The organism is Enterobacter cloacae complex sp. SHL020, from assembly GCF_049236945.1.
Taxonomy (GTDB): Bacteria; Pseudomonadota; Gammaproteobacteria; order Enterobacterales; family Enterobacteriaceae; genus Enterobacter; species Enterobacter dykesii.
The window spans coordinates 54496-76982 of sequence record NZ_JBMKJF010000002.1 but is presented as its reverse complement, the minus strand read 5'-3'; the positions used below and the strand labels follow the sequence as shown (position 1 = coordinate 76982).

The 22487-nt window shown below is 45.0% G+C and carries 18 protein-coding genes and 1 pseudogene; 9 read left to right on the top strand and 10 right to left on the bottom strand.

All coding sequences use genetic code 11. The annotated features are described in order from the left end of the window. Positions 1–16 precede the first annotated feature (16 nt). Both ACOTZB_RS05445 and ACOTZB_RS05440 read right to left on the bottom strand, forming a co-directional pair. The gene (locus tag ACOTZB_RS05445; RefSeq protein WP_421626647.1) at positions 17–526 is read right to left on the bottom strand and encodes a hypothetical protein; all 510 of its coding nucleotides are present in this window, start codon (positions 524–526) and stop codon (positions 17–19) included. Between the two features lie 16 nt (positions 527–542). Then, positions 543–1442 carry a LysR family transcriptional regulator gene (locus ACOTZB_RS05440; protein WP_193804980.1) on the bottom strand — a complete coding sequence of 300 codons (900 nt, stop codon included), beginning with the start codon at positions 1440–1442 and terminating at the stop codon, positions 543–545. A 109-nt stretch (positions 1443–1551) separates the two neighbouring features. Between ACOTZB_RS05440 and ACOTZB_RS05435 the strand changes: the two genes are divergently transcribed. From ACOTZB_RS05435 to catA, 7 genes are all read left to right on the top strand, one after another. Continuing rightward, positions 1552–2757, top strand: coding sequence for an L-dopachrome tautomerase-related protein (locus ACOTZB_RS05435; RefSeq protein ID WP_421626646.1), 1206 nt, complete (start codon positions 1552–1554; stop codon positions 2755–2757). Between the two features lie 217 nt (positions 2758–2974). Continuing rightward, positions 2975–3586: a flavin reductase family protein gene (locus tag ACOTZB_RS05430; RefSeq protein ID WP_421626645.1), complete on the top strand. Its 612-nt coding sequence runs from the start codon at positions 2975–2977 to the stop codon at positions 3584–3586. A 162-nt stretch (positions 3587–3748) separates the two neighbouring features. After that, positions 3749–4822 carry a catalase family peroxidase gene (locus ACOTZB_RS05425; RefSeq protein ID WP_421626644.1) on the top strand — a complete coding sequence of 358 codons (1074 nt, stop codon included), beginning with the start codon at positions 3749–3751 and terminating at the stop codon, positions 4820–4822. Next, entirely contained in the window at positions 4819–5385 is a 567-nt protein-coding gene (locus tag ACOTZB_RS05420; RefSeq protein ID WP_421626643.1) for a cytochrome b, read from the top strand. Before ACOTZB_RS05425 ends, ACOTZB_RS05420 begins: the two co-directional genes overlap by 4 nt. 406 nt (positions 5386–5791) lie before the next feature. Continuing rightward, positions 5792–6286, top strand: a complete 495-nt coding sequence (locus ACOTZB_RS05415) for a molybdopterin-dependent oxidoreductase (protein WP_047650391.1) — start codon at positions 5792–5794, stop codon at positions 6284–6286. Between the two features lie 17 nt (positions 6287–6303). Next, positions 6304–8235 carry a putative bifunctional diguanylate cyclase/phosphodiesterase gene (locus ACOTZB_RS05410; RefSeq protein WP_421626642.1) on the top strand — a complete coding sequence of 644 codons (1932 nt, stop codon included), beginning with the start codon at positions 6304–6306 and terminating at the stop codon, positions 8233–8235. Between the two features lie 63 nt (positions 8236–8298). Beyond that, entirely contained in the window at positions 8299–8976 is a 678-nt protein-coding gene (gene catA / locus ACOTZB_RS05405) for a type A chloramphenicol O-acetyltransferase (protein WP_348940195.1), read from the top strand. Positions 8977–9114: 138 nt separating this feature from the next. On the opposite strand, the gene ACOTZB_RS05400 is transcribed toward catA, so the two are convergent. The 4 genes and pseudogenes from ACOTZB_RS05400 to ACOTZB_RS05385 all read right to left on the bottom strand — a co-directional run. After that, positions 9115–9309: a DUF1187 family protein gene (locus ACOTZB_RS05400; RefSeq protein ID WP_072015499.1), complete on the bottom strand. Its 195-nt coding sequence runs from the start codon at positions 9307–9309 to the stop codon at positions 9115–9117. Between the two features lie 762 nt (positions 9310–10071). Further along, positions 10072–10701 carry a helix-turn-helix domain-containing protein gene (locus ACOTZB_RS05395; protein WP_072015498.1) on the bottom strand — a complete coding sequence of 210 codons (630 nt, stop codon included), beginning with the start codon at positions 10699–10701 and terminating at the stop codon, positions 10072–10074. 60 nt (positions 10702–10761) lie between these two features. Further along, positions 10762–11034, bottom strand: a complete 273-nt coding sequence (locus ACOTZB_RS05390) for a hypothetical protein (protein ID WP_047650388.1) — start codon at positions 11032–11034, stop codon at positions 10762–10764. A gap of 725 nt (positions 11035–11759) precedes the next feature. Next, positions 11760–12146, bottom strand: a pseudogene (locus ACOTZB_RS05385) (tyrosine-type recombinase/integrase); the annotation flags it as partial. A gap of 374 nt (positions 12147–12520) precedes the next feature. On the opposite strand from ACOTZB_RS05385, the gene ACOTZB_RS05380 reads away from it, so the two are divergent. Further along, the gene (locus ACOTZB_RS05380) at positions 12521–13840 is read left to right on the top strand and encodes a tyrosine-type recombinase/integrase (RefSeq protein ID WP_421626641.1); all 1320 of its coding nucleotides are present in this window, start codon (positions 12521–12523) and stop codon (positions 13838–13840) included. A gap of 333 nt (positions 13841–14173) precedes the next feature. Here the strand turns inward: ACOTZB_RS05380 and ACOTZB_RS05375 are convergent, their stop codons facing one another. From ACOTZB_RS05375 to ACOTZB_RS05360, 4 genes are read right to left on the bottom strand one after another with little or no spacing between them, the layout of a single operon-like run. Continuing rightward, positions 14174–15037, bottom strand: a complete 864-nt coding sequence (locus ACOTZB_RS05375; RefSeq protein ID WP_048979320.1) for a hypothetical protein — start codon at positions 15035–15037, stop codon at positions 14174–14176. Next, entirely contained in the window at positions 15034–16656 is a 1623-nt protein-coding gene (locus ACOTZB_RS05370) for an AAA family ATPase (RefSeq protein ID WP_048979319.1), read from the bottom strand. Before ACOTZB_RS05370 ends, ACOTZB_RS05375 begins: the two co-directional genes overlap by 4 nt. A gap of 9 nt (positions 16657–16665) precedes the next feature. Then, positions 16666–18273, bottom strand: a complete 1608-nt coding sequence (locus ACOTZB_RS05365) for a restriction endonuclease subunit S (protein WP_421626640.1) — start codon at positions 18271–18273, stop codon at positions 16666–16668. Beyond that, positions 18273–19808, bottom strand: coding sequence for an N-6 DNA methylase (locus tag ACOTZB_RS05360; protein WP_048979318.1), 1536 nt, complete (start codon positions 19806–19808; stop codon positions 18273–18275). The genes ACOTZB_RS05365 and ACOTZB_RS05360 overlap by 1 nt, the downstream gene beginning before the upstream one ends. Before the next feature lie 334 nt (positions 19809–20142). On the opposite strand from ACOTZB_RS05360, the gene ACOTZB_RS05355 reads away from it, so the two are divergent. Further along, positions 20143–22275, top strand: a complete 2133-nt coding sequence (locus ACOTZB_RS05355; RefSeq protein ID WP_421626639.1) for a helix-turn-helix domain-containing protein — start codon at positions 20143–20145, stop codon at positions 22273–22275. Positions 22276–22487: the final 212 nt, after the last annotated feature.

Genomic DNA, 22487 nt, shown 5'->3' with positions numbered 1-22487 from the left:
CCTGACTTTCCCTGATTCAGGCGCGCGTGATAGCCCAAAGCACCACAATCCCCAGGGCATTGCTCCGCTTTTCCACATACAGTGTGGTATCGGAATAAACGTGACCCTGCGGGTTACAGATGCGGATCTCCTTCTTTAATTCCGGCTCGTAGACTTCCGCACCCGAGCAGGTGTGGCGGGTACTGGATTCATACCGGTAAGGTTTGCTCCAGGCCGAATAGTCCCCCTCCAGCAGCCAGGCCGTTGTAAAGACCACGAACATGGCAACCGGCAGGCTGCAAATAAAAAAGCCGAGGTAGATTTTTACCGCGTCAGCAAGGCGCTTACCTTTCAGTCTCCCCTTTCTGATGAAATAGACCATCGGCACCAGTGCCAGCAGTAACGCCCCACAGGCAAGGTACTGCTCCCCGCGGATCGAAAGGTACGTCACGCGGTAAATATTGACTGACCAGACCACAAAACCCGATATCAGTACTATCCCGCTCGCGATGAGTGGGATCCAAAAAGAAAAACGCGCTTTTTTCATGGTGGACACGTCCTTGTCATTCTTGCCGGGTCAGAAGGTCAATCATTGCCCGGGTGGCTGTTGACTGACGTCGGTGCGGGGCAAACAGCACGGAGAAAGGTCGCGATCGTCCCCGGAGGTGTGGCAGGACCTCAACCAACTGGCCGCGCTGTATTCTGTCGCGAACGATAAACTCATAGCTCTGGCAGATCCCCATCCCCTGCTCCGCCAGCGAAACCACGCCGAGTACATCGTCTGATATTTCGATAGTTGAACCCGGCATCCAGTCAATATCGCGCCCTTCATCATGAAATACCCAGGGGGCGATGCGCCCGGTGCGCGGCATGATAAACGGCAGGCACTGATGGCCCTGCAGCTCTTCCAGCGTCTGAGGCTTTCCTCTCCGATGCAGGTAGTCCGGGGAGGCGACCAGAAGCAATGCCGCGTCTTCCAGCTTACGCGCCACAAGTCCACTGTCAGGCAACTGCCCCAGACGGATCGCCAGATCGAACCCCTCTGCGATCAGGTCAACGTTGCGATTGGTAATGTTCAGCTCCACCTGTACGCGTGGGTAGCGTTGATTATAGTGCGCCAGCAGCGGCGGCAGACGGTAGTGGGCATAGGTGGTCGGGACACTCATTCTCACGCGACCGGTCAGATCCCCTTCCTGACCCCGGCCAATGCGTTCGGCGTCATCGAGCAGAGAAAACGCTGAGCGAGCCTGCTCAAGATAGACGCGTCCGGCTTCGGTCAGCCCCACCCGGCGGGTCGTGCGCTGTAACAGCTGCCGTCCAAGACGCGCTTCCAGGCGAGTGATCGCGCGGCTCAGTACCGAAGGGGTGCTTGAAAGGGCAACCGCTGCGCCCGTAAATGAGCCGTGTTCAACCACAGCAATGAAGACTTCAACGTCGCCGAGGTAATCAAATTTCCGGCTCATTTTGCTCTCTCAGGAACAAATGTTTTTCAATTTGGCTAATTTATCTTCCGTTGGACGATGAGTAAAGTGGCCAGCATTCATCACCTGAACGTTCCACTGGAGCCTGTCAATGTTCAATCGCCCCCTTATTCTGCCCGCCATCACAATGGCGGTGTTGTTCTCTTTCCCGAGTGTTGTCAACGCGGTGAACCACCCTCCTCTGGAGCGCTGGCGAAGCTACGCCGGTGTGAGCTGGGATACCGCTCAAGATGGAAAGATACCTGCGACGTTTTCCGGTTCGGTCAATGCCCCAGTTGCGGGTATCCACTTTGATGCAATGGACCGTGCCTTTGTCAGCACGCCCCGGCTGGTTTCCGCCGCATCCCCCGCCACGTTAAGCATTCTGGATACGACGGCGCAGTCTGGCCCTGCCCGCCTGACGGCGTTTCCCTCCCGCGAGGGGAATGCGGTGAACACCGATCCGGCTCAGAACCTGCGCAACGTGCTCGGTTTTTATATTGACCGTAAAAACGGCTGGCTATGGGCGCTGGACATGGGTTTTGTTGCAGGCGAAACAGAGTCCCCCGTGGGGGCGCAGAAGCTGGTCGTACTGGATCTCCACTCTGGCCGTACCATCAAACGCATCGCCCTGGACGGCGTAGCGGACCGCAAGGCCAGCTTTCTGAATGATGTGGTGGTCGATGAGTATCGCCGTGTCGCCTATATCTCCGACAGCGGCTCGCGGAGTGCGCCTGAAAACCAGGTGGGACTAATTATCGTTGATTTCGCTACCGGTACGGCCCGGCGCGTGCTCGATCGTCACCCTGCGCTGCAGATTGAGCCTGGCGGTAAAGTCGTCTCACACGGGGTTGAAGTCTGGCCAGGTAAACCATTACTGATTGGTATCAATGGTATTGCGCTTTCACCCGATGCGGGCACGCTGTACTGGACGGTGACAACCGGCACGCACGCATATGCGGTACCAACTGCCATACTGAGGCAGCCTGCGTCAACCAATGCGCAAATTTCCGGGCAGATCCGCGATCTGGGTCGCGTGGGGGGCAACACCGACGGAATGGTGACAGATGTAAAAGGTAACCTCTACATTACCGATGTCACACGCAATGGTATCGTCAGATATGATCCTGAAACCCATTCCATGTCGCTGATTGCGGCAAGCGAAGAGGTGCGCTGGCCAGACACACCGGCAATCCGTCCGAACGGAGACCTGGTATTTACCTCGAGTCGCCTCAATGACCACTTCGCGGGAACCGTTAAACCGGGAGAAGAACGCTATGATTTGTGGCGCTTGCGTCTCGATGCTTTACAAAAATAAGGGCAAGTAAACCAGGAGACCAGCATATATGGGCTCATAATTTCACACGTTCTTATTTCCTTAAAGGCTGAACGTGATCTCTTCTCCCTGCTCAGAAAGAAGTGGTTAACTTTGCGCTCCTGGAAATTCGGTGAGGCGCGTTTTACTTCGCGCTTCACCGAAGTAACGCACGTTTGCACGACGTAGACTGGGTCTCCTTTAATCAGAGGATGATAAAATGAAAACCCAGCAGGTCGATTTTGCTTCTTTATATTTTGGTACACCTGTCGCCATTATCTCCAGCCAAAATCCTGACGGTTCAACCAACCTAAGCCCGGTCTCGTCGTGGTGGATCCTTGACCGGAATATCGTGTTCGGGCTTGGCACCTCCGGAAAGTGTTATGAAAATATCACGGGTAACCCCGATATTGTTCTGAACATACCGGACAGCAGGCTCTGGCAGAATATTGAAGCTATCGCCAATAAAACGGGAAAAGCATCGCCACCGGAATGGAAGAAAAAGATGGGATATGTTTTTGAACAGGACAAATTTAGCTGCGGGAATTTCCATAAGGAAAAGGCAGTGACGATTAACTCGTTGAGAATTAAACAGTGTCCTGTACAAATAGAGGCTAAGGTTGGCGGGATATCGCCCCTGACCGGTTCGCAGGGGAACCTGGTGTCCGTTGATGCCACGATAACATGCGTCCACATATCTGAGGCATTATTAATTCGTACTCAGAGAGGGGTAAAATTTAATGTGGAAGAATGGAAACCCCTCTATTATCTATTTCGCCACTATTTCTCGCTGGGTCACCGACTCGGTCACAACTTCCGACACGATGCGTAACCCAGTCTTTTTGACAGCGGAAAAGTTTAAACTTTTCGTGATATTCTTTCTTTACGCCCCTTAGTTCCTATACTCGAGCCATATACGCCACTGTATTAACACCTGTCACGCGCAATACGTTGCGCATGACAGGTGAAGATATTTTGTTCTGGAAAAAAGTCTATGCAGAAACTGGATTTGAGGTCCAAAAAAACCTGGGGCGCGCTGGCAGCGATCGCCGTTGTCGCCGGTACGTTAGCAACTGCTTTTGCATGGACGGCGGGCTGGCTTAGTTCACGCACGGTCAGTCAGGCACTGGTAGGGGAAACACCGAAACCCTTCCCGCCGGGTTTTCGCCGCGCGCATGGAAAAGGCATCTGCTTTGCCGGCACCTTTACGCCAAACGGCTCGGCGGCTTCTCTTTCAACCTCCCGCCTCTTCTCGCAGCAGGAAGTGCCCGTGGTGGGTCGATTCTCTATTGGTACTGGCGATCCGCATGCCCCGGATACTACGACCAAAACCCTGAGCATGGCGCTGCTGCTGAAGACAGATGATAAGCAACAATGGCGGATGGCGATGAACAACGAGCCTTTCTTCGCCACGCACAGCCCGGAAGGTTTTTTGGCCTTGCGAAAAGCCACCGCCGTTGATGTGGCCACCGGCAAACCGGATCCGCAGCGTCTCAAAGACTTTTTGAAAGCGTACCCGGAGGCGGAGAAATACCTTAAATGGGCGGCACAAAAACCCGCGCCCGGCAGCTTCGCGGGGGCGACGTTTTACAGCATTAACGCCTTTTACCTTGTGAACGCGCAGGGGGATCGTCAAGCCGTACGCTGGATGATGCGTCCGCACGAGCCTTTCCTGTCGATAAGCGATGAGCAACGACAGAAAGTCGATGACAACTTCCTGTTCGAAAACCTGCGTCAGCGCCTGGCGCAGAAGCCACTCTACTGGGATTATGTTTTGCAGCTCGCACAGCCGGGCGATCCCGTGGATGACCCTTCCCAACCATGGCCGGACGATCGCAAAAAGGTGGTAGCCGGCACGCTGGAAGTGACGCGCGTCGAAACACAATCCACAGGTGCGTGCCGCGACGTTAACTTTGACCCTTCGATTGTTCCTGCAGGCGTTGCGGTGTCTGATGATCCCATTTTAAACGCCCGCTCCGCGGCCTACTCCCACTCTTTCAGCCGCCGTGAGCGGGAAATCGGCTACGGCAAGGCCACCGAAGCCGTGCAAAAGCAGGAGGTAAAATGAGCTCGAATAAAGACATGCGAGAGCACGCGCCGCAGCATTTCAATACCCTGGCGCGAAGCCTGCACTGGCTGATGGCGGTGATGATCCTGGCCATGCTTTTCATCGGTACCGCGATGATGACGTCGTTACATCACCGGATTTGGTTAATCGACCTGCACCGGCCGCTGGGTATCGCCATTTTACTGCTGGCACTGGTGCGTCTGGTCAACCGGCGTCTTAGCCGGACCCCGCCACTTCCTGCCGATTTGCCCATCTGGCAGGTGCTTGCAGCAAAGGCATCACACTGGATACTGTATGGGTTAATGCTGGCAATGCCGCTGCTGGGGTGGGCGCAACTGTCGGCAGCGGGCCTGCCAATCGTAATGTTTGATGGCGTCAACCTGCCGGCGATTGTCCCCACCAGTCCATTGCTGTATGCCTGGTGTCACGATGCCCATAGCCTTCTGGCAAAGTTGCTTTTTGCTGTGGTGCTGGTCCATCTCTCTGCCGCACTCGTCCATGCGTGGATCTACCGGGACGCAGTGTTTGCCAGCATGGCGAAAGGGGGATCCAGGAGGACATGAAGTAAAGCAAGCGCTATGGGACACGCTCAATCGGAATGTTAGTCTCCTCGCTTATCATCGTGATCCTGAAACAGCGTACACACCCGGGGCGCGTATTTAGTCTCCAGATTCGCGCCCCCAAAAAGCTACGGGTACCCCAAAATTGTCGTGGAAGTTAATATCAATCAATTAAAGCGATTATTTTTTAAACAGAAGAGCATTCATGCCCGCAATTTTAGCTTTTATCAAAAAGTTAAGCGTCGCTCGAGTATCAAAAATCCTGTCACCCACAACACATAACCCATTGATTAAACTGGGTTTACATCAATAAAAACGATAAAAACCCTTACTCCCCAACAAAATATATCAACTCGTGTGATATCTAAATTATAATTCTTATACTTCTGTTAAAAAGGTGGAGGCCAAAATGCGATTAACCCTACTGCTGTTATGCTGTCTGGTACAAAGTGTAACCTGGGCTGGCGAACTGCCAAAACCAGTTGGTAAACCCATTTTAACGATTTACGGTAATATAGAAAATACCAATGAAAATGGAAAAGCAGTGTTTGATCTCGCCAGCCTTGAAAAACTGGGTGTGGTGAGTTTCGAGACGACATCCCCTTGGTATAATGGACGTACAAAGTTTGAGGGTGTCCCCATGAACAAACTCATGGATTATGTGGGTGCGAAGGGGACTAACGTTAATGTTATTGCGCTCAATGATTACTCTACCGTGATCCCTCTCAGTGATTTCAAAAAATACAACGCCATACTTGCTTTAAAGGTCAATGGCGAATATATGCGCATCCGAGACAAAGGGCCATCTTTCATTGTTTACCCTTATGACAGTCTTCCTGAGTTGAATAATCAGATTTATTACTCGCGCTCAGCATGGCAGGTTAGCAAAATGAAGATTGAGTAGCCGTTCAGGAGAACATAATGAACAGGATACTGGTTGGTATCATTTTTTCTCTTTTTATCACGACAGGATATATTGCATTTCTTGTTTACGATCGACAGCAGGAATTGCAAAAACTGACTCAATACACTGAGTCCTGGTCCGTGGCACAACTGGTATCAGAGTATTACCGTTTTGAATCATGGCTTGGTCTATACGCAACCGATACTGATGACGTTACGATAGACCAGGTCCGCATGCGTCTCGAAATTATGCTAAGCCAGAGCGATTTAATGAACGGGGGAGATTTAGGCCGCTATATTGACAGCGATAAAGCGCATCAGGAACTCGCTTTGCGCTTAGAAAAAATACTGACCTATCTGGATAGCCATCTTGAAAAAATGAGCCATCCGGAGTTACAGGCATACCTGACAAATATGCATGATCTCGATGCGCCGCTAAGTCAGCTTTCTGCAACGGCATTGACGAAAGATATTAACACGGTTAATGAATCCAACCATAAAATACAGATCCTGTACTATATTTATTCCGTACTTTCATTACTCCTTGTGATTTTAAGCTTTATTCTGGGTTTCTTAATGATCTACCAGAATAAAAACATTCTCAAAGCACACATGCAGGTTAAAAGCCTTGCCGACGAACTTCAGATATCAAAAGAAACGCTGCAAATTCAGAACTCGAAGCTGGAGTATGATGTTTATCATGACTCCCTCACCGGCATGAAAAACCGCCTTTTTTTCTGGGACGATCTCAACAAAATTAATCTTCAGGCAGATCAAAACCATATCCCCGTCACGGTGATGTTATTTGATTTAGACCGCTTCAAAGAGGTCAACGATACCTATGGCCATGATGCCGGAGATTTGCTGTTGAATCAGGTATCCAGACGCCTCACCTCAATGAGCAGCGCCACTGATACATTTTACCGTTTGGGCGGAGACGAATTCGCTCTGCTGTCCAGCGGCCTCACCGAAACAGCAGCCGTTTCGCGCGCCAAAGAGATAAGCGAGCATATCAGCCAGCCCTATACGATTAATAACCAGCTGATAAAAATCGCCACCTGTGTGGGTATCGTGTTATCGGATAATGAACGGCGCTCTGATTATCTTTATAAATTTGCCGATTTGGCGCTCTACGAAGCCAAAAAAGAGGGTTCACAGCAGATAAAAGTCTTCCGTCAGTGGATGCTGCAAAAGCTGCAGGAAAGTAGAACCCTTGAACATGATATGGCACTGGCGATCGATAACCATGAGTTCGTTGTTTATTATCAGCCTATTGTCGATTCATTCAGCAATGAAATTTACGGCTACGAAGCGCTTATTCGCTGGATACACCCGGTGAAGGGGATACTGTCACCTGATTACTTTATCTCTGTCGCTGAAAAAACGGGGATGATCAATCAGATTGGCAAAAATGTGCTTGAGCTTGCCTGCCGGGAAGCGGTCTCATGGGCGGTTCCGGCAAGGATCTCTGTGAACGTATCACCCGTTCAGCTGGGCACGAAATCCTTTACGGCGATGGTACAGTCAATCCTGAAGGAGACAGGACTTCCGGCAAACCGTCTTGAATTAGAGGTTACGGAGTCTTCGCTCTTCAGTAACAGCAATACGCCGATCACTATTCTCAAAAAGCTCAGAACGCTGGGTGTAAAAATTTCTATCGATGATTTCGGAACGGGCTATTCGTCGCTATCAAGACTGAGTGAACTGAATTTTGATAAAATTAAAATCGATAAATCCTTTGTGAACCCGATATCCACGCAGGATGATGCCCTTAATATCGTTAAATTGATTACCGGCATGGCGAAGAGCCTCAATATGAGGGTCATTGCAGAAGGCGTTGAAACCGAAGCGCAGCTTGAACGTCTTCAGGCGCTTGGCTGCGATCTCGTTCAGGGATATCTGTTCGGAAAACCACAGGCTGAGATTGACAGGAAGATTAGATACGGTTGAAATGGTTGCGCGGTTGTTTCTGACCCAAAACCCTTCAGGTGATTGATAATCAAAGGTTATAATATGAAAAAAACAGCCCCGGACTATACGCCTGTTGATTTATCTCGTTGGGCAAGGAAAGAGCATTTTGAAGTCTTCCAGTCATTTGCTGAGTGTACAATTAACCAAACGGTTCTGATCGACATCACCGCGCTGCGAAAACATATCAAAGAGGTGGGCTGGAAGTTTTACCCTACGATCATTTTTCTCCTGTCTAAAATCATGAACCGGCATCCTGAGTTCCGTATGGTCATGAAGGACGATGAGCTTGTCATATGGAATGAAGTTCATCCCAGCTACACCATCTTCCACCCAGAAACGGAGACCTTTTCGTCATTGTGGAGCCACTTCGACGGCAATATTCATCACTTCCAGAACACCTATGCAGAAGATACGGCGCACTATGGCAATAACCTTTCATACTGGCCTAAGGAAGAGACCCGCGAAAACGTCTTTTTCGTCTCGTCTATTCCGTGGGTAACGTTTACGAACTTTACGATGAATATTGCGCATATGAAAAACTTCTTTTCCCCAATGTTCACGTTTGGCAAATACTACGAACAGGATGGAAAAGTGCTGTTGCCTCTCGCGGTGCAGGTCCATCATTCGGTGTGCGATGGTTTCCATGTGGCAAGGATGTTTAATGAGTTGCAGGTGATGTGTGATGGTTTGCCGGCGCTATCGAAGGAATGTAATGGCTGATGCGCAAAAATTAGGCATACTCTTTATCTTAAGTTATAGAATATCAGGGTGATACTTTTCTATAACTCCCCCTTCCGCTCGGCAGGCTAGTAGACAAAGCTCCTCTCGTGTCAGCCCTCTGTTTCTGTCAGGGGTATTTTACCGATCATTTTCCACCATTTTTTTGCAGTGGTAATCAGTAATCGTAACCGGATATCCATAGCTTTTACCCGCCGCCTTTGGCCTCGATAGCATTTTTACACACTGCTCCAGTGTAAGCTTATGGCACGAATAATGTTTCCATGAGACAGGCGCCCCCCCTGCCTTATGTATTAATCCTGTGATTAGATACATTTTTCCTTTCTCAATGCTTCTATATAGATAATATTAATTATCTGAAACTTATACTGAGTCAACCAATCCAGCATTAACAATCTTTTGTTGTTTCAGGTTCCGAAATATATTTAGCTCAGTCCAACCTGAAAGCCAGACCATCAACATATGACTTACAGCGATATATTCTGTAAGAAATAAATTATGAACGCTTACGCTCTCAATGCCTGCAGACTTTTTGACAGCACGGTAATGTCTTTGGACTACTTTAGCATCTTTACTGCTGGCCTTAATCCAGGTGACATAATTTTCAACACCCTGTGAAATTAATTCCGTACTTCTCTGAGCCGCAGAAGTTAATGTGGAATGAATATTATAATTGTAATTGAGTGAGACCTGTGCTGTTCTTTTCCGTAAAGAGTGAAGATCTATTTTTGCAGGCCAGAAGTAATACCTAAACTTCGCTTCAACATCATAATGTGCGTTTGGCAAAAAAATATGAATTTACATGTCATATATCTTAAGTAATGACAAAGCAGTTGATGCAACCTTCTGTTTTTTATGTACACATAACAAATCCCTCCTTCCAGGACTTGTTTTTTATCAAATATATCTTGCGGGCAAATGATGTTCACATTTACCTTATAAAAAAGACCAGCCATACCCAGTGCAAAATATTGATCATCAGAGATAATATAAACTCTACGCAAAATAAACATCCTGTTGTACGTTCTTCCTGCCACGCCTGAAATAATTATTATCTCTGATTCCGTGACGATTATCCTAATATTTTAGCGGGAGATTATGAACTCCACGTAGAATCCCTCTTTCAATCGTAATATAACCACCTGTTTTAAGATCTGATAATATACGCATTATACTGCTTCGGGACATCCGGGTTTTACAGCGGATATAGTTCTCAGCCGTAATGAGTTCCCTGATTTCACTCGGCTTTGCCATCAATTCAATCAACTGATGGCGGATTGAATCATAACTGTTAGGCGTCGATAGTCTGTAAATGACTTCTGATACAGATGAAATAAGCGCCATTTGATAACGTGCGAACTCTTCCCATAAATTTTGAGTCGATAATAAATTAAACAATGCTTCTTTGGAAACGATCGCAACCTCGGATGTTAATAGTAGTTTGATGACATATTCTGTTTCACTGTCTTTAATGAGTGGTATATAACCTCTTAGTGTTGGCGCATCAAAAATTTCCAGTAATACTCCGTCAGGATACCGATACAACGAAACCGCACCGCTTTTAATGAAATAACATTTTTCATTATGTTTTTCATTAATAGTAAACCGAGTATTTGCACCATAATTCTCATAATTCAAAAATGGTTCAATTTTTTCCATTATCACTTTAAGATAATGGGTATCAGTGCGGGTTGATTTTTTTTTCATAGTTGCAACCAAAACAAGCCAGTAGGTATAATATATAGCACAGGTTTTGCATTTATCAACTTAATGCTTATGTTTTAAAGTGATGGACTTCAACTGTTCGCACCAGCAGTTTACAGACGTTGCATCAAAAAATATAAGATTCATATTCTTATCAAGGATCAGGGGTATACAGGGATAATGCTCAGGTTTCCCCTCATTCAGAAGGGCACTCACTTCACCTTCGGCAAAGATACTCAGATCAAAAAAACGCAAATACCATTTTTTAAACTCCTCAAAGGAGTGGAGGACAATAAGCGTCTGTTTTTCCGTTTTTAAGTTAATCACGGTTTGCATAAATCTCCCGTTGAACCTTTTATACGATATCAGATAATGCTCTTAAGCATAGCCTTAAGGCGCAGAAACTCAAATGAATATCGAGTCCAAATTGGGATCTATGGCAAGCCCCCCTTAAATATATAACTTATTGGAATATAAAAATTTTTATTAAACCCCAATTTATAGCCATACAGAATTGTCACTTTTTTGCATTAGTCACATAACAACAGCATAAAAGAATTTTATCTTTTGGCTTTACTTAATGAAAGCATAGCAATAGCAGATGCTGACCAATCATTATTATGGGCATGCATTTATTTTTTATATTTTATATTTTATATTTTATATTTTATATTTTATATTTTATATTTTATATTTTATATTTTATATTTTATATTTTAATTCGTTTAAAGTAAAAAAGTTGGTTCATTAACACAATTCATGAGGTCATAATTAATCCTAACTTAAATAAATTCTCGGATACAAAGCAAACCACTCGCATTCAGTGGGATAAAAAATGCCTGGCTTCCGGATTGAGATGACTTTGATGTTCCCAGTTCTGCTGTAAAAATTAACAGGGAATGCCCCCTCGCTGAGTCATAACTTCATCCGGAGAGCTTTCCGGTGAAAAAATTCTGACATACGGCCAAAACGAATAACATTCTGCGCCCATTTTGCCAGGCTGAGATAACGTTCCCGCCATGCGTAAAATACGCCTGCTGGTGTTCCAGAAGGGAACACGTCTTATTGAGAGCTTCCATAATGTCCGAAGCATATCCCTCAGACCATTTATAAAGCTTACTGGCGTGCCACTAACAAACGATTTCCTGAAAGATGTTTCGGACACTAACCTCTCGGGCTAGTTCTCTTCTCTCTTCGCTACATTGGGAGCAATCCCACCAGCAATGCTCCTTTTAGCCTCTTAACGTTTACTACGAGCTTCAGCCAAAGTCACGTCGGGATAAACCCCAGAAGCACGCAACTTCTCCTTACCGGCAACACGGTATTTAAGTCCCCAATAGCGTTTTCCATTAGGGTTAACCAAAAGGTAAAGTCCCCCCGTCATCACAGAGTTTGTAAGGTTTATCTTTTGGCTTTACTGTGTCAACCTGGCGGGCGCCATCTTTCATAGGGGGTATATCCATAAGACAGAACAGCATATCCCCCCAAATGTACCCCATATGCATGTAAACTTTGCGGTGTGTCAGTGGTCGTCAGAATACAATCGAGAGCTGGAAGGTGCCGATTATAATAGGTCTCAGTGAACTTGAGTTGACTTTGAGATATGATTGAATGGTGCCGATAATAGGAGTCGAACCTACGACATTCGCATTACGAAAACAAAAACAACCGTTTTCACAATGTCTCACCACATTTCACACTCATTATAATTAATGACTAATATCAATAAATTAACAAATTCACCGTCTCATTTTGTTCCATATAACCTCACTCTATATTATGCTATTTAAGTACGCCAACAAGTACGCGAGATGAGTTCAAAATGGCAACTATGCTCACCCAAGACAGACAGGTAGCAAACCTGACACCAGACGAAGGGAAAGCACGTATTGTCGTCTGCGTTAAGTCAAAAGCCGGTTCAGGATTATCAGTTGAATCCCGATCAGGGAGTCGAACAAAGAGCTGGCTGTATCGCCCTTACCTCAATGGTAAACAAATCAAAATCACCTTGGGTGCTTATCCTGCGATGACGCTGGCTCAAGCGCGTGAAGCGCATGCAGAAGCAGTAGAGCTGGTTAAGCAAGGGATTGATCCACGCTACGTTCGAAAAACAACAAAACAACAAAACGAACAAATGCCTATTTTTTCCCAATTGTGGGAAAGCTGGCTGGCCTTCAGAGCGGAAAGCAAGCCCATTGGTGCACGTACCCTGTCAGATTACGAGGGAACATTTCGTCGTCATCTGGAAAAAGGTTTAGGTTCAGTAAGGGTCTGTGATTTAACACGAGCATTAATCTATGAACACCTCATTAGGGTAAGAAAAACCAGCGCTGAAGGTGTTCGTAAAGGTTTGATCTTGCTCAACATGACTCTTGATCACGCAACATTACAGGGGTTTATTGATCATAATCCAGCACGGTTACTCAAGCCTGCGATGTTTGGAGCCTCAATGGGTAAACCACGTGAGAGGTGGTTGCAGCAAGACGAGTTGCAAATGTTATGGAAAGCATTGGAAGAAGCTGGAAATGGTGGTGGTTCTATTGCCACAGGAGGGCAAGGTATCGCATCCAGCGTTATCCTTTCCCAAGCTGTTGCCAATGCATTACGCCTCATTATTTTCACGGGAGTTCGTCGTTCTGAAGCAGTAAATATGCGCTGGGAGCAAATTAATGGCGATCACTGGACAATACCTGAAACCAAAAACGGTAAAAGTCATATTGTGACCTTGCACCCGTTTGCTATAGCCCTACTGAAAACACAGCGCATCATTTCAACAGGGGCTTGGGTATTCGAATCTCTCAGCAAACCAGGATTCCCCATCACTGGTGATGCCACAACTCGAGCTCTCGAACGGTTGAGAACAAAATACATGGCAGAAACGGCCCCATTTTCTCCACACGACCTACGCCGAACAGTTGCCACTGGTTGCGCGGAATATCTGGATGCGCCTGAGCGCTTGATCGAGTTACTTCTAAATCACATCCCTAAAGACCGCTTGATCAGAACTTATCAAGTTGGTCAGCAAGCAGAGAAATTGCGGAACCTGTTTCTAAGATGGGGGGATTTCATTGAGCATAAAATAATTCAGCCCAATAATGATGTCCCTGATAATGTTGTCGAGGTTAGTTTTAGTAGGAAATAGGTAACGCCACAACGAACCATGAGGCCAAACACCTTATGCATTGGTGTGTTATTGCTGTTTAATAACGATTATTTTCCACCAGAGCATTAAAACTACATTTTAACCCACACCTTTGTAACAATCTGATTTTACTAATATTATTTACCGTGCTCATCCAGCGCTATAATCCCTCTGTTTTTCCATCCCTCCAATAACACACAGCATCCCATGAGCCGATAAGCAACCAGATGTTTCTCAAACGCCTCCATGTGTTCAATGATGGCATTACTTATGGACTGGAATTATCTATGTTCTCTAGTCATTACTGTGCTAACTAGCCAAACCTAACGAAATTTATAAATAGACAGCATCAAGTACGCCTTCATATTCCGGCTTATGTTTGAACCCATCCAAGTAAGCGATACAAAAACTAGAAAATGGTGCTCTTTTACTTGTCATGTCCATTAAACGGCAAATAGTCTGTTCATATGCGAAGTCGTTGTCCGCATCACCTGTCTCCAGTTTGTTAAAGTATCTTTTGGCAGCGTTGACTTCCCTATCTATTTGATCTCGTAGTTCCATACGGCAACGTACAAAGTCTGAATGATTTAGGTTGTAAAATAAAATTGACTGGTCGGCACGCATAAACTTACGGGCATGCTTTTCCTTAGAAAATCGGGGCATAACTTCCCCATCCGGTTTAAATTGTAGTAATTGCACGTCAGTAGCCTTTAATGGATCCAGTAATATTGGTTGCTCCTCTTCCAAATCACAATCTGGAGTTCTTGCTCTCATACCTTCGTCACACAGGGGAAAGTGATCGGCTTTACCGCCTGTTACCCCAGTTTTTACATCAGTTCTTCGACGATTCGCAACAATACAGCTGCAACGATAATTTTGAATGGAGAATGTCAGCCACCAGTAACCTTCATGAGGCTCTGCAGTCGATAGCGTTTCTTGCACGCGCTTTTTAGGACGAAAATGATCGACGTCAACATCCGTCCCTTGCTGTGGAGCCTCTGTGTACCAACACTTATAATTGAACAAAGACTCCAAAACGTGTTTCACTGCTTTCCAGTGATCCTGATTTCTCTTAATAATCTCTGAGCGTTGTACATCGTTTTGCGCCGCTTTAAGTGAGTCCAACAGTTCCTGTGATTTCTTATGCCATCCATCAGGCAATTGGAGCTGATTGAAATCAATGTCTAAATGCCTCATTTATTGTTCTCTTCCCGTTCTGCAGCAAGCATACGTTGAACAATCGCTTTGGCACGTTCTTTCCGTAAACGTTTAAGTTCAGGCGTAACGTTGAAAGCTTCAGATTCTATTTCGACTTCTCTACGTACACGTAAATACTGAGCGTATTCTTCATCCCAATGTGCAGTCGTAAAGCCAAGCCCCTCAATCGCTTTATCAATTTTTTTTAGACGTCCAGCCTGAATAGGAGATAATTCAGATTTTTCAGTAAAGCGACGACGCAATCGCAATAAACGTTCCGTTGGGTTATCTAAGGTCGTTCGTAGACCAAACATGTCACTAGTGAGAATTCCACCATAGCCCATGCCCCTGGGGCTCTCCTCCGGCTCTTGCGCGTGTACTTGAAATTTAGAGTCCCTCCACATTACTTGAACTTGCTGCTTCTCTAATTCAGCAATAGCTAGTGGGTGATGTGTTACCATCAGCAAATGGCAGGTCTCATGGTTAGGTACGAATTCACGCAGGAATTTAAGGTACTTAACGGCCCATGAGGGATTAAGGTGCGTATCAGGTTCGTCTAGTAAAAATAGGGAATCTTTACCACCAGTGAATTTAAGTAGGCCTAACACGGTCAGTAGCTGTTGTTCACCTTCACTGAGTTCCTGGAATGTAATTGGGTTTTGAGCGTAAGTAACCTTAACTCGAACATGAACTTCAGAAATAATTTCAGAGAGAACTGTGCTTTCGAGCATCTTGAAGAAAATACTCGGCGTTAGCTGCTTGGCTATTTCATGCAGAGTTTCAACTGATGGCAGGAATATATGAATGAAGTCATTTTTTTTATTTTTCCCTGTGAGACTAGTATCCTCATTTCGAGTCACCTTCACGGGAGCTAGAGCATGGGGATAAAGTAGATCTATAAATTCACGAACAACACCATCAGCGCCCCAGAATCTGTCCTCTTTGTCTCTTTCCCATGCCGGTCGTCTCAATACAAAATGTATTGAATCAAGACTTTCTATGCCAAGTTCTTTTTCTAGAAATGTACGTTCTCTTTTAAGCTCAGGGCTAAGAAAAAAAGCCATCAAAACAAATTGGCTATGAAGAGACTTTGCATAAAATAGTGATCGAATATCAGCCCTCAAGTCTAGGTTGTTATAGAGCAGCTCTCGATAATAGTCATCACGATGCTTTCTAAAATATTTCTCTAAACGATCTGATGGGCCGGAGTAATAGGCAAACAGAAAGTTAGGAAGAAATTCTGCTTGCTTAGTTCTCCTATCACGCTTCACTTTAGAGAAAGGAATGGGCTTGAAGTCTGCTTTGCTATTGTGTTTATCTTTGACAGAAACTTGATATTGCTTTGCTAACGTTCCGCGATTTGGGTCCGCATCAACCTTTACGTCATACCACTTGATACCGCCCTCTTCACCAAGTTGAAAGTACAACTCATAAGAAAACGTTGGGGCTTCTCCTAAATCAAGATTGCGGAATATCGCTACCAAAGCTTCAAGAACGTTGGATTTACCGGAACCATTACGACCTACCACAACTGTCATTAGGTGGTCTTCATCAAAGTCCACTTTCACATTTTCAAGATTTTTGAAACGTGTACGAATATGCAGTTTGTCGACTTTCATGGACTATCCTTAATTCTTTGCTCTATTTATTGGTAATTTAGCCAAAGCGAACCAATCTTGGCTATCGTCACCGCGATCAAGTTTTACAATAGACTCTTCGATTACAAGAGAATCACGAATATCTAAAAAGAACTGCTCCAGTTGCTCGGTGCTACTGTCGCTGGGGTAGCCTGCCGCAGCTAATAATTGTTGGCCACTAAGCGGCTCTCCAGCATGTTTTAACGCTTCAACAACTTTGATGATTTTTTTGCTCATACGGCTACCAGCCTTCCTTTTAATAGAAGTCTTAGGTTGTTTTACGATAGCTTTACGCTGTACCTGAATTTTTTCAAGCAAGGCTTTAGCGCTGTTATCACCTCTGATCAACTCTGGGTTGGCGGTGCGCCAATCAGCAGTGAGTTCACCGCGAAAAGCTTTAGTCAGAATAGATTGAGTTAGCTTATTTACTCGTTCTAATGCGACACTAGTTTTTTGTGTGATGTTATCTGCAAACGAGAAAATCTCTTCAATGCGGCGGACAATTTCCGTTTGTTCTACCATTGACGGAACACTAATTGTATATGCTATAAGTTTTTGAGCGTTGATATTTGACTGACTTACACCGTCAGACTTTACTTGATAACAATAATCTTTGGCATCTTGACTATTTAAAAGGTAATTCAAAAACTCAGGATTCAAATTTTCTTTGCATTTGATTCGGATTAAATAGCCAGCATATACAGCATCTCTTTCCCCCCGGAAAATCGAGGTTTTACCAACTAACTCAGGGCTATTTGTACGATTAAAAAGTACGTCACCAGCAGACAGCTTATACTTTTTTATTTCTTCTGGGTCTGATGTATAAGCTAAGTTTGCCCAGTCAATCTTACCATCTTGTAAATTTCCCATTCTCAATACAGGCACGAGGCCTTCAGGCTGAGATTTAGCTGATGAGCCGTAAGTGGGTTTTTCAACAAAATCACCGAGAGCTCCATGCTTCCACATGTCAAGGCTTTGTTTATTTAATTCTCGCCAATCATTCGTCAATCTGCCACTTATAGCGGCAGTAAGAACTGATTGACGAAAGGTTTTTATGATTGTTGAGACACGTTCGAGATGGGCCTTAATGACTTCTACCTGCACCAAAAGGGCATCAAGTTTGTCGGCGATAACTTTTTGTTCAGCTAACGGAGCTAAAATAAATGGGGCAACTAATCCATCCTTAGTCCCCAGCCGAGGCATATTCACACCGTAGCTTACAGAGTTTACAAAGTCTAAAAAAACGTCACTTTTTAACCAATAAAAAAGATACCGATTGTCAATATACGGTTCAGCATTTAGAGGAATGATTTCAGTCGAACAAACCCCTGAGTTATCCGCAATAACAACCTTATTTAAGTAAGGTCGTAGTTTTCCGTAAAGAACGTCTCCTTTATTGAATTTATTTTTTGTGCTTTTAAATGGTCGTGCACTTGCATCTAACCGTTGAATGATCTTCGAGCTATCTTTTTCTATATCTTCAAGCTCAAGTATCCAAGTGTCGCCTGTAACGTCAGATAATTCACATTTTTCAGTTTTACCGTAGGGAACTACGTCACCGAGCTGAACTGTCAGCCATGGTAGAGAAGTCGCAACCATTATTCAGCCCCTTCCAATGCGACCAGCAAACAATTCAGCTCACTAAGTGCAGCTTCCAATTCTTCTTTTGCCGCCCGTGCCAATATGTCCGGTTCGGGTAAACCAGCTGCATCTACGCTGTTGCTATCTTTCAACCAAGAGATATCCAGTGAGTCACCTTTGTTGTTGGCAATCCACTCACGGCTAAAGCTGCGCCAGCGAGAATGGGCGAGATAATCATCAATGTCCTGATTTTCATCTACGGCATCTTCATCTACTTCAGTATCTTGAGCACCAAAACTATATTCACCTTCTGTACGCTTGCTGGTTCCATCAGGGCTGTCACCAAACACTTTCTCAAATGCGCCAAGGTGTGGGTCTATGCCAAAGTCCTCTGGTGCAAAGCCAATGTCGGGATTACCAAAGGGTGTGCGCTTACCAAAACTTGGCATATTGGTTCGTAGATCGTATACCCAGACATTCTTGGTACAGTTCTCTTGCTGATATTTGTCTTTGTCGGAGCCCTTGGTAAAGAACAAGACATTAGTTTTGACACCTTGTGCGTAAAAGATACCGGTAGGCAAGCGCAAGATAGTATGGAGATTACACTTATTCATTAAGTCGCGGCGTACATCGGTACCGACACCAGATTCAAACAGTACGTTATCTGGTAATACTACAGCAGCCCGTCCACCAGCTCTAAGCCCCAAATAAATATGCTGTAAAAAAGCTAGTTGCTTATTTGTATTTGGGAATGGAATATCGTTGCGTAAAGGGCGTTGCCCCCCTGCTTTATTGCCAAAAGGGGGGTTGGCTACGATGATATCGGCTTTGTCCAACCCGGCAACGTCATCAGTCAGTGCATCACCATAAATAATATTTGCATCTAAATCATGCAAAAAAGTATTCATTAAGCAAATTCGACGAGTATTTTTCTCTATCTCCACCCCTTGATATTTAGGAGGGTTAGAATTGTATTTTTCTCTTGAATACTTAGTCCGAATAAAGCTATCAGCAGAAATTAAGAAGCCGCCACTTCCTGTTGCGGGGTCCTGAATTAATTCGCCACACTTAGGCTGTATTAACCGCACTATAGTGTTAACTAAAGAGCGTGGAGTGAAATACTGTCCAGCCCCCGAACGAGTATCCTGAGCACTCTTATCAATTAAGCCGCTGTAGAGGTCGCCAAATCTATCTTTGCCTACTTGGTGCCACTCTATTTTTGAAATACCATCTATAACGGCTTTTAAATTTTCAGAATGGGAGAAAACAGTTGTAGGGAATGCGTAAATCTCTCTTATGACTTCATTTTTAACATGCGCGCCTAGGTGGGTGAGCATTTCCTGATAAAAACCTAATAATCCTTCCTCTGTATGAGACTCTAGATCGGCCCATCGATAACCTTGAGGTATCAGCTTCTCTGAACCATTTTCTTGAGCAATCTTCAGAAAAAGCAGATAACTTAGTTCAGAAACATACTGATAATAGGTGATACCATCACCTCTTAGTATGTTACAGAGATTCCAAATTTTTTGAACGATCGTTTCTTGCTTCATATTGTCAATTAACTCAGGGTACAGTTGTGCTCATTATATCCAAGAGTACACCATAACATCATGAAAAGATACAGGTAATTTACAGTAACCCTATCCAATTTGTGAGACTTGAATAATTCACAATATCGTCGTTCAGTGAGTTGGATTAGTAACAACATACGATTCAGAGTTAAGCGATACATCTTTACGGTAGTACAAGCAAACGCTACCATATAAAATCATTATTTTTCAAATTCTTAATAAAATAACAGCAACGCAACAGCAACGATTCATCAAATAATATTGATTTGCATGAAACGTTGCTGCATAGTCTCAGAACTTAAAATGGAGCACTATGATGACAAAAAATATTTCACCATTAGAGTTGGGCCAACATTTAACACTTGTTCGTGAACGTGCCGGTATGAAACAAGCTGAACTTGCCCGCAAGGTAACTTGGAGTGCTGCCGTTTTATCTCGTATTGAAAGTGGAGATCGTTCGGTTGATGCGGGCGAGCTATCCATGCTATTGGGGGCTATAGATACACCTGAGGCCCTAAGACTTCGCACAATTATAGAGCGAAACTGGCAGGTGATCGAACGTCCAAGCTTAGATCATCCAGATCAAGATCTTTTGTGGTCAGCAGAAGAAGTAGCTAAACAGTTATTAGCATTAGCGCAAAGGCCCGATACTAAACATGCTTTTGAACGCCGTCTATCGACTTACGTAGATGAGCTAAAGGCTTCAGCTAGCCTGTTGCTTAAACGCGAGCATCAGGTTGCTTTTATAGGAAGTATTGGGATTGGCAAATCCACTGCAATCTGCAGACTCACAGGTCTTGAGGTATCAGTAACTGAAACAAGCCCTCTGGCCCCCGTGCTTGAGGCTGGTGCTGGCGGTATTACTGTTTGTGAAGTACATCTAAGACAGGGGCCAGGTTACGGTCTTCTAATCGAACCAACATCAGATGATGCTATTCGCGCACATGTCTCCGATTTTGCAGATTATATAAAAGGAACTGCTTCTCAAGGCATTACCGGAGAAGAGTCACAAGGCATTTCAAAAGAAATCGAAAGGGCTATTCGTAACCTTGCAGGATTACGCATTAGTAAAAGCAAGGGAGGAGACGGAAAAATGGTCCGTAGCGATGAAGCTAAAGAACTAGCAAAAACATATGGAAGCACCCGCGAGGTTGTTGTCGAAATACTTTCCAGAATGGAACTGCCTCGCCGTGACCGTCGGGATGTCTGGTACGATGCCAGCACAGGAAAACAGCCTTTAAATTGGTTAAAAGATACATTTGAGGAAGTTAATAATGGACGCCATCCGGAGTTTACACTCCCTGCTCGTATTGAGGTAATTGTACCGGAGCAGTTGCTTCATATTAATGACCTGTCGGTTCGTTTCATTGATACTAAAGGCATTGATCGCACCGCGGCAAGATCTGACCTTGAAGGCCTGCTTTATGACCCTCATACACTGGCAATCCTTTGTTCTGGCTTTAACAATGCCCCAGCAGCGGAGGCCAGGTTACTGCTAGAGCGAGCCAAAGATGCTGGTGTTCGCGATCTTAATCATAAAGCAGCTCTATTAGTCCTGCCTCGTTCCGGTGAAGCGCTTGAAGTAAAAGATGAAGTGGGAATGAAAGTAGAGAATGTTGAAGAGGGGTATGAATTAAAGCATGAGCAAATTTCTATGAGTTTAGCCCCTCTTGGTTTATCAGAATTAGGTGTGGGTTTCTTTGATTCCCGGCAGGATGACCCTGCATTATTCCAATCTTTTCTATCAGATCAATTGAATAATGTTCGATTGTCTTTCGGTCAACAAATGAATGAAATCATCGACAATGCCAAAGTTCTTCTGCAGAACTACCAACAGGCACAAACCCAAGAAGTTATTCGTCAAGCAGCGCAACAACTTCGAACTTGGATAAATCGCCATCGCATGCCGGAGCATTTAAGTCTGCGTGTCCAAGACAGTCTTATTGAGCAACTGGGTTACGCTTACGCTGCGACAATAAGAGCCTCCGTCAACCGAGATGGAGACTGGTATAACTTAAACTTCGGTCATCATCTAGGATATGGAGCTAGGAAAATAGCGGTTCAATCACTTCATTCTGCGGTATTAGGTTTTACTGAAATTTGTCAGAACATGGCTGTAACTCCTGATCTTGAAGAAGCAGCCGAGTTACTTGGACAATCCCAGCGCTTACTTCAGACAGCCTATGATGAGTTGCTCGCTAAAATTCAGATCATGGGTCAAACCTCCTTCCGTGAAGAACTTAGGCAGGATAGAGATTTTTGGGTCAGTTGTCAGAGAGAATGGGGACTAGGGAGTGGTTACAAAGGTAGAATTATTTCGCATAGTGGAAACTGGTTTAAAAATCCAGAGAAAAAGCAGCTAGAAGATGAGCTTTGGTTAATGATTGAACGCGAATGGAATATGGCTCTAACTCGCGTTGAATCATTGCTTGTTACTGATGATTAACAATCGAGTGAATTCCCTTGACTCTATGGCGGCCAGGATGCCGTCTCAGAGTTATTGTCCAAAGCCTACACTCACACCGGGAACGCTTGCCTGACAATCTTCGTTTTTTTCTTACAACCTAGGCTTGTGATTTCTGCTTTTGATTGCTGCTTGCACTGCTATTTCCAGTTAAGGCAGCAATTCACTGACCCGGTTTGCCAACCAGTCGGCTA